This window comes from Flavobacterium psychraquaticum, assembly GCF_034497725.1.
GTDB lineage: Bacteria > Bacteroidota > Bacteroidia > Flavobacteriales > Flavobacteriaceae > Flavobacterium > Flavobacterium psychraquaticum.
Window position 1 is genome coordinate 1 of the sequence record NZ_JAXKVR010000012.1, and the last position, 11,265, is coordinate 11,265.

Consider the following 11,265-nt stretch of genomic DNA (forward strand, 5'->3'; position numbering starts at 1 on the left):
AAAAAAAAAATCCGCAGAAAATGACAACTTTTCCAGTAATAGCTTCAACATTATCAGAAATAGAATTAGCGAATTTTATAAAGGAAAAGTACAAACTAAACGAAGATTTTAATTGCAAATTATTTAGAACTGGAGTAAATCACACTTACTTTATTTCAAATAATGAAACTAAATTTGTTTTTAGAATATACTGTTATAAATGGCGAACAAAAATAGAAATTGAACAAGAATTAGAGCTATTAAATCTACTAAAAGAAAAATCCCTTGCAGTTTCGCATCCAATTTCAGATGTAAATGGAAGCTTAATTCAAGAAATAAATGCTCCTGAAGGAATTCGTTATGCAGTACTTTTTTCGTTTGCTAAAGGCGAAAAAATGCGTTTTATGTCTAATGAAACTTGTTATTCTATTGGTGCGTTAATGGCTAAAATTCATAATATAACCGAAAATAAAAAAATAGACAGGATAAACTATGATTCTGAAATTCTTTTAAATGAATCTTATAATCATCTTACATCATTTTTTTCAGAAGATTTAAACGAAATGAAATTTTTAAAAGAAATTGGTGATAAAATACCAAAAAGAATTAAAGAAAGTAATTTATTAGACAATAAAAACGGAGTAGTTCATTTAGATATTTGGTACGATAATTTGAGCGTAAATAATGAAAATGAAATCACAATTTTTGATTTTGATAATTGTGGAAATGGTTTGTTAATTTTAGATGTTGGTTATTTTTGCAAACAATTATTTTTCATAGAATCTGACAAAAATGAATATGAACGAAAGACTGAAAGTTTTTTAAACGGCTACCAAAAAATAAGAAATTTATCAGAAAAGGAAATTAAATTAATTCCAGAAGTTGGAGCATCAATTTTTGTATTTTATCTTGGTGTACAAGCACAAAGATTTGATTGGTCGAACATCTTTTTTACTGAAAACTATCTCAAAATGTATGTTGGAAGAATTAGAAATTGGATGGAATATTATGAAACAAAAAGAAATAACTGCGGCTAACAGCGGTTACAAGAAATGGCGAGAAAAGTGCTAAATTCACGTTTATTTTCCGCAAGAAATTTTATCTTAGCAGAAAATACGCAGTTCCGAAGTTCGCCACTTCTTGTAGCCGCAAAACGTTGTATGCAAGCTTAAAAAATCCTAATAAATGAAAAAATACGTATTACATTTACTTTTTGTATTGTTAACAACAACACTTTTCGGACAAGCAGAATCCGAATACTATTTTCAAGGAAAAGACACAATTATTTATTCTAATGCGTTAAAAGAAAATAGAAAAATAACAATTAGCTTGCCTGTAACTTTTACCAAAGAAAAAGCAACTAAGTTTCCAGTAATTATTGTTTTCGACAGTCAAAACAAACGGATTTATAGACAAACTTATGAAACTATAAATTACTTAGAAAGTGCTAAATTCACGTTTATTTTCCGCAAGAAATTTTATCTTAGCAGAAAATACGCAGTTCCGAAGTTCGCCACTTCTTGTAGCCGCAAAACGTTGTATGCAAGCTTAAAAAATCCTAATAAATGAAAAAATACGTATTACATTTACTTTTTGTATTGTTAACAACAACACTTTTCGGACAAGCAGAATCCGAATACTATTTTCAAGGAAAAGACACAATTATTTATTCTAATGCGTTAAAAGAAAATAGAAAAATAACAATTAGCTTGCCTGTAACTTTTACCAAAGAAAAAGCAACTAAGTTTCCAGTAATTATTGTTTTCGACAGTCAAAACAAACGGATTTATAGACAAACTTATGAAACTATAAATTACTTAGTTTCTTTTGACGAACTTCCAGAATCTATCATTATAGGTATTAATTCTGAAACTAATTATAACCGATATTTAGACACTAGTTTTCTTTCAACAAACGAAAATGCAAAAGGTGAAAAACTAGAAAGTTTTCTTTTTGATGAGCTTTTACCAATCTTAGAAAAAGAATACAATGCTAGCAAAATTAGAACCTTCATCGGTCATTCTCGTTTCGGTTATTATTCATCATATCTTTTGACAAATAAAATTAACGAGCTCACATCGGTAATTTCCATGAGTCCTTTTTATTTACAAGAAAACGTAAATCTTGTAGATTCACTACAATTAAATTTGTCTAAAATAAAATTAAAAAATCACGTATATTATAGGTTTATTACTGGAGATCCTTATACAGATACTAAAGACTACGATATAATGAAATCGTTTTTAGAGCAAAATAAAATAGATGAAAAATTAGATTGGAAAGGGTTAGAATTTTATAAAGTCCAACACATGGCAGTTCCTGCGGTTGCTTTACCAAATTCGTTAATCGACGTTTTTAATTATTGGTCAGAAGAAGTTACGAAAATTCAAAGAAGTGAATTAGCTTTAACAAAACAAGAATATTCTTCGTTTAAATCAAAAATGAAAAAACATTATGGATATGAAATGGGAATTAATTTAGCCATTTTAAATGGAATTGCCTATGGATATAATAATGATGAAAAATACAAAAAAGCAATTGAAGTTTGGGAAATTTTATTAGAAGAATATCCAATGTTTACTTATGCCAACATTAGTATTTCAAACTCATTTTTTAAATTAAATAACAAGAATAGAGCATACTTTTATTTAGAAAAAGCAAAACTAGAATTAATCAACAATACTTTTTATTCTAATGAAGAAAAACTAAACATACAATCTGAAATAGAAAAAATTATAAATCAATAAAAAGCCTGCATACAACAACGGTTTTAAGAAATTTGGGTTTTATTGCTGAATTTAAAGTTTGTTTTGTACTTTTGATATTCGGTTTTTAACTAGAAATTTTGGCTTGTTTTTCCCAAACTTCTTAAAGCCGCAAAACGTTAGCCGTCATACTAGAAACCGAACTAAAACATTGAAAAACAAATAAATATTAAATGAAGAAACTTAAATATTCACTTTTATCAGGTTTAGTTTTTGGAATTATAATTGGAATTTATTGCTACGTAACCAACAAAGAAGAAATAGCAATTGTTTTATCAATTTTCTGCTTTATAACTTTTAGTATTATTTCATACTTCAAAATGTTTTCTAAAATTAATTTTAGCGAAGAGTTTGAAAAAATAGATAAAAAATCCATTATTTATTCTGGTTTAGCAAACCATTTTAAAGACAATATTTCAGTAGGTGGAACTTTATATCTACTCGAAAATAAAATTATATTTCAAACTAACGCCATAAATTTTGCGCAAAGACACCAAAAAATAATTGAACTGAATGAAATTGACAAAACCGATTTTAGAAAAACAATGGGTTTAATAAATAACGTAATATTTATAAAGACTAAAGATAATGTAATGGAAGAATTTGTTGTGAATAAAAGAGAAATTTGGAAAGAACAAATTGAAAAAGTAATGAAAATAAATTCGAGCGAAATCGAAAAACAAAGAGAAACTGAAAGTTAGCGGTCAGGCTAAAACACGGCACTTATGAAACTGAAAGACATTTATAAAGAAAGAAATACAAATGTTTTTATCGTTACTGAACAGGACGATGATAACGAACTTAATTGGACAATTGAAGCGACAGACTTTGAACTTATACCCGAAGAAGAAAACTATTACTTCGTAAAGGCTTTTGAAATTTCCGAAAACGAAAAAACAGACTGCTACATCGGAATTATGACACCAGAACGAATTGCAGAAATTGTAATTAAACAAGGCTCAAATGGACAAACAAAAGTTGAAAGTATTTACGACCAAGTAAAGTCTATAATTCCATCTATTGCATCTGAGTGTTTTGGCGACTACGAACTATATTATTCAAAGGAAAATTCACAAATCGGCATTGACATTTTAAAAAGTGGACTTACCTTAGCGACAAACAAAAATGTAGTTGCCGAAGACCTTGGATACATATTGCGTGACGAAGGACGAATTGAAGAAGCTATTGAAGCCTTTAAAATAAGTGAAGAAAATGGACCATCTTCTGAATATACTTTTTGGGAATTAGCGGGACTTTATGAAGAACTTGGACAAATAGACAAACAAACGGAATATAGACAAAAATATAAAGACAATGGTGGAATTGACCAATGAAACAAAAGCCCGAACCGCTAACCGCGGTTTGTAAATATTGTTTTATTTGGTGGAATCACCGTAATTAATTACTTTTACGATAAACAAATTAAAAGTAGTTTTCATAAGAAAACAACATTCACAAGCCACCAAACGTTAGCTGTAAGTTAAAATAAAAATCATATGAAAAATAAACTGATAATCTTATTTTTTTTAATCTCAATAAATTGGACTTTTTCGCAAGAAAAAATAAAAGCAGATATTGATATAATTAATTTTCTTGGGAGAATTCCCCAAAAAACAGAAAGTAATTCTTTGTCAGATAATCTATTAAGAATATTGTACTACAAAATTCAGCCAAAAGAATATCCAAAAATAGGATATTTAAATACCAAAGGAGAAAAAATAATTGAACCTAAATTCAATATGGGTTCAGAATTTTATGATGATTACGCTAATGTAATTAAAGATTCTTTATATGGTTATGTTAGTAAAGACGGTAAAGAAAACTACTTCGAAAATTATACTGATGTCTTCTTCTATTATGGAAATACTGGAATAGCCAAAAAAAATGGTAGGTATGGTTTAATTAATCGTAAAGGTGATTCATTGACGGTATTCAAATATACGATGGTAAGTAATTTTGGTTTTAATCACTTTAAATGCCAAACTGAAAATAAAAAAAGTCATATTTTAGATTCAAATGGTAAGATAATTTTTAATAAAGACCTAGAATTTGATATACAAAGTCATTATTTTGAAAAGGATTCTATTATAATTTTCCGAGAAACAATAGATAAAAATAAACTAAATGGTCTAGTAAATATTGATGGAAAAGTTATTATTGAACCTAAATACGAAAATATTTTCTTCATTAATGACAGTGAACTATATATTGTACAAAATAAAAAAAAATATGGTTTTATAAATAAGTATGGAAAAGAAGTTATTCCATTAATTTATGATAAAGTTGGATTTAACATAAATGAAAATTTAATACCTGTACTAAAAGATGGAAAATGGGGTTATATAACCCGAGAAAATGAAACTAAAATACCGTTTGAATATGATGATGCTAGTGCATTTTTAAATGGTTTGGCTTTTGTAAAAAAAAGAGAAAATTATGGATGTATAAATACAAAGAATAAGGTTAAAGTCAAATTCAACTTGAAAGAAACTAAATATCCTTTCTTTACTAATGATTTAGCAATATTTGAAGAAAACGGAAAATATGGCTTCATAAATAAAAAAGGAAAAATCAAAATTCCAGCAATTTATGACAAGGCTTTTCCTTTTATTAATGAACTCGCTTATGTGGAAATAGATGGAAAAGTTGGATATATAAACAAAAATGGAAAGGAAATAATTCCAGTGAAGTATAAACAACTCTGGTTTGAAAATGATGGAATTATAAGATATGCAGATTAAATTTAAAAATAAAACCTACAGCTAACAGCAGTTTGCAAAAATGGCGGGTTTTGGGTTTAATTTAAAGTTGGTTTTGTACTTGAAATGTCAGTGTTTAACCGAAAGTTTAGGCTTCCTTAATCCGCCACTTATGCAAGCTGCAAAACGTTATAGCCAATGGTAGAAAGCCGACATTGCAATCTCGGACACACGAGTAAAAACAATCAGGTTTGACAGTTATTGATTTAACTGCCACGACTAAAAGATAAAAGTGGAGACCAGCGACCACTCAAAAAACGGGGCGGATTCTGAAAAGCCTTACGAGTAGGAACAAATAATTAAATTTAAAAAAATGAGAATAATCAAAATTTTAGCAATTATTGGAGTTGTGGCACTGATGACATCTTGTGCAAGCACAGCCAAGTTTCCTGTTTCGAGTACAGTGCCTGCTGCGGATATTACAGCGACAAAAAAACAGGACAAAAACAAAAATTATGTTATTGAAGTAACTGCAAGAAACTTAGCGGAAGCTAGTAGATTAAATCCACCAAAAAACAACTACAGTGTTTGGATAGTAGTTGAAAATGGAACCACTAAAAATGTTGGTCAATTAATTAACAAAAATTCTAAAAAAGCAACTTTAAAAACAACAACTCCATTTAATGTAAGGGAAATTTTCATTACAGCAGAGGAACAAGGAAATTTAAATTACCCAGCTGGGATAGAAATTTCTCGAACTACTTTCAATAAGTAATGTTATGAGGATTATAAAAACATTTGTACTGCTACTCCTGCTTGGAGTAGCAGTTATTTTTATTGTACAAAACTTAGAAACCGTACAGTTGTCTTTTTTAAAATGGAGTGTTACTATACCTTTGTCGTTTGCAACTGCTATAATTTACATTTTAGGTGCAATTTCGGGTGGTTTAATATTTTCAATTCTGAAAAAACTAACAATAGAAGATTCTTACAAGAAAGGTTAATCTCTAAAAACAAACAAAATGAGTACAGTAGAAAAAAATAATTTGGTTGAAACCTCTCAAAGTAAAACCAAAAACACATTCAAAGAAAAAATTGTTGGCTTTTTCAAAAATAATAAGGTTGCAACAGTTTTAACCGTATTGTTGTTGGTAGTTTTTATCTGGTTTTCCATTAAAATTCGCATAAACGAGAAAAACTTTAATAATGAGAAAACACAATTGATAACTCAATATGAAAGCAAAATTGATAGTTTGCAAATAAAACACCTTGAGTTTGCAACTGAAGTTTTCTCGTGGTCAGTAAGAAGCGAATTATTAAGAGAGAATACTGAAAATCTAAATCAACTACTAACAGTTTTTGTACAGCAATCGGGTGCAGACTTGGTGCAACTTGTAAACCCAAAAGACAATATTGTTTTATTATCGTCTGACAAGAAATTTGAAGGAACTTCTCTTGAAACATCAGCTTTTTCTAACCTTACAAGTACTACAGTTTATACAGAAGCTAATTCAGTAAAACTTGTAAGTCCTGTAATGGGTTTTAACGATAAAATTGGGGTTCTGCTAGTAGTGTTGAATAAATAACCACTGGCTATAACAGCAGTTTGGCAAAATGGCGGGTTCAGTGCTAAATTGAACATTCGGTTTTCAAATGAAGTTTAGTGCTAAATTGAAAGTAAGTGCTTCTAAATCCGCCACTTCGCCAAGCTGCAAACCGTTGTGCGTCAGTTTAACAAATCGCAGAAAAACAAAATAGAAAATAACAGAATAAAATGCAGATAATATTTCTTCTAGTTGGAATAATTGGTTTAGTTATGTCAGTCTTTGGTAGCAAAATGCTTATTGAAATATATAAAAACAGAATTATCAGTGAATTAAAATTAACTGAAAATGAAATTAATTTTGATAAAATTGGTTTGTATTCAATCTGCGTAGTTGGTGGTGGTTATTCAAATAATTTGGGGAATTTTGAAACAAAAATAACGAGTAAAGGACTAAAAATAAATACTGTTGAAAGAAAACCGAAATTTAAATTCCACTACAAAGGAAGGCTAGCAAATGAATTCTATAAATTTAAAATTGAAAATCCTGGTATTTATAATATTAAAATTATCAATATTGAAGATTTAGAAGTAAAAGAATCAATGTTGTTTTCTAAAAGATTTTTTCAAAAAAAATTATCAACTGAAAAAATTGGAATAATAGTCAAAGAAACTTCACCAAATTCAAAATTTATAATCGGATTAATAATGACTATATTAGGCTTTAATTTTGCTAGTTTGGGCATAATTTTAGCATATAATCAATAAGTTTTAAATAAAAAACCGAACGCACAACAGCGGTTTTGTTCAATGGCTTGGGCTTGGTTTTTCCTTCGGAAAAACCTCTATGATTCGTAATTTTGTTTTATATTTGTTTTGGTCAGTGTCTAATCAAAGCCACTGAAACAAAGCCGCAAAACGTTGTGCGTCAGCTTAAAACGACAGCGTGCAAAAACATTAACATAAAAAACAGAAAATATGAAATTCATTTATTATAACTTACTTTTTCTACTTGTAACACTTACAAGTTGCTCAAACGCACAAAAATACAACGACCCAATCCCTGTTCACGATGAATTTTCGATAGAATCAAAACGAGTTAGCGAAACAAGAAAAATTAATGTTTGGACACCACCAGATTATAAAACAACTACAGACTCTTTGCCTGTAATGTATATGGCTGATGGTGGAATAATAGACGAAGATTTTCCTCACATTGCTAATACTCTTTCTGAACTTATAAAGGCAAAAAAAATACCGCCAATGATTTTAGTTGGTATTGAAAATACACAAAGAAGAAGAGATTTAACTGGATTTACAGAAGTTGCAAAAGACAAAGAAATTGCACCAATTGTTGGCGGTTCTGAAAAATTTAGAGCGTTTATAAAAGAAGAACTTTTTCCTGAAATTAATAAACGATATAGAACAACTTCTGAAAAAAGTATTATAGGAGAATCTTTGTCAGGTTTATTTGTTGTAGAGACTTTTTTTCTTACACCTGATATGTTTGATAATTATATTGCATTTGACCCTTCGCTTTGGTGGAATGATAAATATCTGATAAAAACCGCAAAAGAGCATTTAGAAAAATTTCCACAAAACGAAAAAAGAATTTGGTTTGCTGGTTCTGGTGCAGAAGACATTTCTGAAACAGTGGGCAAACTTGCTGACATATTAAAAACCGAAAATCTACCTAATATTAAATGGAAATATTCACCAGAACCAAAAGAGAAACACAATACTATCTTTAGAGCGACTAAAGAAAAAGCAATAATTTGGACATTCAACAAAACAGAATAAAAGCCGAACGCACAACAGCAGTTTGGCAAAATGGCGGGTTCAGTGCTAAATTGAACATTCGGATTTCTAATAAACATTAGTGCTTAATTGAAAGTAAGTGCTTCTAAATCCGCCACATCGCCAAGCTGCAAAACGTTGTAGGTTATAGCTTGAAAATTCGCTTCGAAATCAACTTCTACCCTATTTTTAAACCGAAAATTCACTTGAAAAACTTTGCGATTTTTGAACTTTGTCGAAAATAATTTTGCGAATATTTTGTGTTTAATGTGAAAACTTAAAACTGAACTTTGTCGAAAAATTTGCGTGAATTGTTTTGCGAAAATTCAAAGAAATAATCAAAAAATTAAATCATTAAAAAATTTAGTTTTTAAGGTAGAAAAACTGAAAATCATTTATTCATCAAATAATTTTTAAATCAGGAAATACAGTTTGACAAAAATGTTTGCTTTGAAAAAAGTTTGCGTGAAGAGTTTAGTGGAAATTCTTTGTGTTGATTATTTTAATTCAACTTACATAAATTCGGTCCGAATTTACGCAGCCTGAATTAAAATTGCTACAACCTACAACAGCGGTTAGCTAAAACCACAAACGCTTGGTCTTTTTTTGGAAAGTTTCTTAATAATTCAAAAAAATGGTTATATTTGAAATGGTTAGTCTTAAATCTTTGTGGCTTCAGCTAGCCGCAAAACGTTGTGTGCAAGGCTAAAGACCTATTCATCCAAACTTTAGCAAACAATTTTTGAAATAAAAATTAATATGTTTGCCCTACCAAAATGTTTTTTAAGACAACAATATTATGGACATTACAAATTTTCCAGAACATTTATTTGAAAATAACTACAAGGAGACATCAGACCTACAAATTGCTAACTACGAAGTTCATAAACATGTTTCCAAAAATAAGATTAACCTAAACAAAAATGTATTCAGTTTTTTGTTGGACGGACAAAAGAACATTCACTTTTCAAATGACATCGTTTCGATAGATGATACACAATCCTTACTCCTTGCATCGGGAAATTTTTTAACAACAGAAATTGTAGGAGCAAATAGTTATAGTTGCCTACTCTTTTTCTTTTCTCAAAAAAACATTAATGATTTTTTATTGAAATATGGGCATTTTTTTAACCCAAATGACTTTAATAAAGCAGCTACCAGTAGTCCTTATTTCCTTATAGAAAAAGACAATTATATTATCCATTTTATTAATTCTATTCAACAAATTTATGGCTTGAATCAAACAATCTCTCAAAAGATTCTGGAATTGAAATTTGAAGAAATTATGCTGTATCTGGCTGATAAGTATGGGCAATTTTTTTTTGTTTATCTACATTCATTGTTAATCAATGAAAGAGAATTATCTTTTAAAATGGTCATTGAAAAAAATCTGTACACGAGTTTGAATATTGATGAGGTCGCTTTTCTATGCAATATGAGCCTGTCTACTTTTAAGCGAAAATTTATACAATTATATCAAGAGTCTCCAGGAAAATGGTTTCAACTAAAACGGCTCAACAAGGCCAAAAAAATATTGCTTAATAATGAAGCGACACCATCAGAAATCTATATGGACTTTGGTTATGACAGCTTATCAAATTTTAGCACAGCCTTTAAAAATGAATTTGGTTACAGTCCAAAAAACATTATGAAAAGTTGACCTTTTTTCATAAGTTTTTGAACTAAATAAAAAAGCCTCACAATCTAAAATGAGCTATATTTGTTAAAAGAAAATTGGTTTAATTTAAAATTAAAAAGACATGAAAAAATTAGGATTATTAGTTCGACTAAAAGCAAAAGCTGGAAAAGAAAAAAATGTTGAAGAGTTTATTACAAGTGCATTGCCACTTGCTAATGAAGAAGCGGGTACTATTACCTGGTATGCGTTCCGTATAGACTCTTCTACATTTGGCATTTTTGACACTTTTTCAGATGAAGAAGGCAGAGAAGCACATCTTGGTGGTAAGATTGCAAAGGCGTTAATGGAAAATGCACCTGAATTGTTGGCTACTTCACCATCTATTGAGAAATTGGACGTTTTAGCGGCTAAATAAACATACCACAATTATTCTAAAATGGCAGCCTGTCAAAGTTCTGTAAATGAATTTGTACAGGCTTCCTATGTTTAAAACAGCGTGGAAATAAATTAAGCTTAGACTGACGAAGAAGCCCAGCACACAACATGGGTTTTGCAAAAGAGCGGGTAAAGTGCTAATCTCAACGTTTGTGCTTTCTATCCGCAAAAACCATTTTTTATTTGCTCAAAAAGTGTAAATTAGCAAATAAAAAAATGGTTTTGCTTACGTCTGTGCAAAGTTGAAAGTTTCTACTTTCTATTCCGCTCCTTCGCAAAGCCCTGAACCGTTGTGCGTAATCCTCTTCGAATGGACTTTTCCCTCACCAATGCATAAGGCTTTTTTGATACGGAAACGGATTATAATAGCGCTTTAAGTCTTTTCGATTGACATCGTTGAAAGTTTCA

The 11,265-nt window shown here is 29.5% G+C and carries 13 protein-coding genes; all 13 read left to right on the top strand.

The annotated features are described in order from the left end of the window. On the top strand, positions 1-1,016 hold a 1,016-nt coding region (locus T1L09_RS00250), incomplete at its 5' end, for a phosphotransferase (protein ID WP_322548945.1). A gap of 148 nt (positions 1,017-1,164) precedes the next feature. Continuing rightward, entirely contained in the window at positions 1,165-1,548 is a 384-nt protein-coding gene (locus T1L09_RS00255; protein WP_322548946.1) for a hypothetical protein, read from the top strand. Then, positions 1,545-2,726: an alpha/beta hydrolase-fold protein gene (locus T1L09_RS00260; RefSeq protein WP_322548944.1), complete on the top strand. Its 1,182-nt coding sequence runs from the start codon at positions 1,545-1,547 to the stop codon at positions 2,724-2,726. The genes T1L09_RS00255 and T1L09_RS00260 overlap by 4 nt, the downstream gene beginning before the upstream one ends. Positions 2,727-2,917: 191 nt before the next feature. Beyond that, a complete protein-coding gene (locus T1L09_RS00265) occupies positions 2,918-3,445 on the top strand; it encodes a hypothetical protein (protein ID WP_322548942.1) in 528 nt (175 codons plus the stop codon). Positions 3,446-3,469: 24 nt separating this feature from the next. Continuing rightward, a complete protein-coding gene (locus T1L09_RS00270) occupies positions 3,470-4,078 on the top strand; it encodes a tetratricopeptide repeat protein (RefSeq protein ID WP_322548941.1) in 609 nt (202 codons plus the stop codon). Positions 4,079-4,240: 162 nt separating this feature from the next. Continuing rightward, positions 4,241-5,485, top strand: a complete 1,245-nt coding sequence (locus T1L09_RS00275; protein WP_322548940.1) for a WG repeat-containing protein — start codon at positions 4,241-4,243, stop codon at positions 5,483-5,485. A 331-nt stretch (positions 5,486-5,816) separates the two neighbouring features. Then, positions 5,817-6,218 carry a hypothetical protein gene (locus T1L09_RS00280; RefSeq protein ID WP_322548939.1) on the top strand — a complete coding sequence of 134 codons (402 nt, stop codon included), beginning with the start codon at positions 5,817-5,819 and terminating at the stop codon, positions 6,216-6,218. A 4-nt stretch (positions 6,219-6,222) separates the two neighbouring features. Then, positions 6,223-6,447, top strand: coding sequence for a LapA family protein (locus T1L09_RS00285; RefSeq protein ID WP_322548938.1), 225 nt, complete (start codon positions 6,223-6,225; stop codon positions 6,445-6,447). An 18-nt stretch (positions 6,448-6,465) separates the two neighbouring features. Then, positions 6,466-7,029: a hypothetical protein gene (locus T1L09_RS00290; RefSeq protein ID WP_322548937.1), complete on the top strand. Its 564-nt coding sequence runs from the start codon at positions 6,466-6,468 to the stop codon at positions 7,027-7,029. 188 nt (positions 7,030-7,217) lie between these two features. Continuing rightward, positions 7,218-7,754 carry a hypothetical protein gene (locus tag T1L09_RS00295; RefSeq protein ID WP_322548936.1) on the top strand — a complete coding sequence of 179 codons (537 nt, stop codon included), beginning with the start codon at positions 7,218-7,220 and terminating at the stop codon, positions 7,752-7,754. A gap of 210 nt (positions 7,755-7,964) precedes the next feature. After that, complete coding sequence (locus tag T1L09_RS00300; protein WP_322548935.1) at positions 7,965-8,786, top strand: alpha/beta hydrolase; 822 nt, start codon at positions 7,965-7,967, stop codon at positions 8,784-8,786. Between the two features lie 796 nt (positions 8,787-9,582). After that, the gene (locus T1L09_RS00305) at positions 9,583-10,443 is read left to right on the top strand and encodes a helix-turn-helix domain-containing protein (protein WP_322548947.1); all 861 of its coding nucleotides are present in this window, start codon (positions 9,583-9,585) and stop codon (positions 10,441-10,443) included. Positions 10,444-10,543: 100 nt separating this feature from the next. Further along, a complete protein-coding gene (locus tag T1L09_RS00310; RefSeq protein WP_210791346.1) occupies positions 10,544-10,837 on the top strand; it encodes a putative quinol monooxygenase in 294 nt (97 codons plus the stop codon). Positions 10,838-11,265 lie beyond the last annotated feature (428 nt).

What these genes read in the sequence shown, in the direction of transcription:
- T1L09_RS00255 (WP_322548946.1), top strand. Translation starts at nt 1,165, where the DNA reads ATGAAAAAATACGTATTACATTTACTTTTTGTATTGTTAACAACAACA.
- T1L09_RS00260 (WP_322548944.1), top strand. Translation starts at nt 1,545, where the DNA reads ATGAAAAAATACGTATTACATTTACTTTTTGTATTGTTAACAACAACA.
- T1L09_RS00265 (WP_322548942.1), top strand. Translation starts at nt 2,918, where the DNA reads ATGAAGAAACTTAAATATTCACTTTTATCAGGTTTAGTTTTTGGAATT.
- T1L09_RS00270 (WP_322548941.1), top strand. Translation starts at nt 3,470, where the DNA reads ATGAAACTGAAAGACATTTATAAAGAAAGAAATACAAATGTTTTTATC.
- T1L09_RS00275 (WP_322548940.1), top strand. Translation starts at nt 4,241, where the DNA reads ATGAAAAATAAACTGATAATCTTATTTTTTTTAATCTCAATAAATTGG.
- T1L09_RS00280 (WP_322548939.1), top strand. Translation starts at nt 5,817, where the DNA reads ATGAGAATAATCAAAATTTTAGCAATTATTGGAGTTGTGGCACTGATG.
- T1L09_RS00285 (WP_322548938.1), top strand. Translation starts at nt 6,223, where the DNA reads ATGAGGATTATAAAAACATTTGTACTGCTACTCCTGCTTGGAGTAGCA.
- T1L09_RS00290 (WP_322548937.1), top strand. Translation starts at nt 6,466, where the DNA reads ATGAGTACAGTAGAAAAAAATAATTTGGTTGAAACCTCTCAAAGTAAA.
- T1L09_RS00295 (WP_322548936.1), top strand. Translation starts at nt 7,218, where the DNA reads ATGCAGATAATATTTCTTCTAGTTGGAATAATTGGTTTAGTTATGTCA.
- T1L09_RS00300 (WP_322548935.1), top strand. Translation starts at nt 7,965, where the DNA reads ATGAAATTCATTTATTATAACTTACTTTTTCTACTTGTAACACTTACA.
- T1L09_RS00305 (WP_322548947.1), top strand. Translation starts at nt 9,583, where the DNA reads ATGGACATTACAAATTTTCCAGAACATTTATTTGAAAATAACTACAAG.
- T1L09_RS00310 (WP_210791346.1), top strand. Translation starts at nt 10,544, where the DNA reads ATGAAAAAATTAGGATTATTAGTTCGACTAAAAGCAAAAGCTGGAAAA.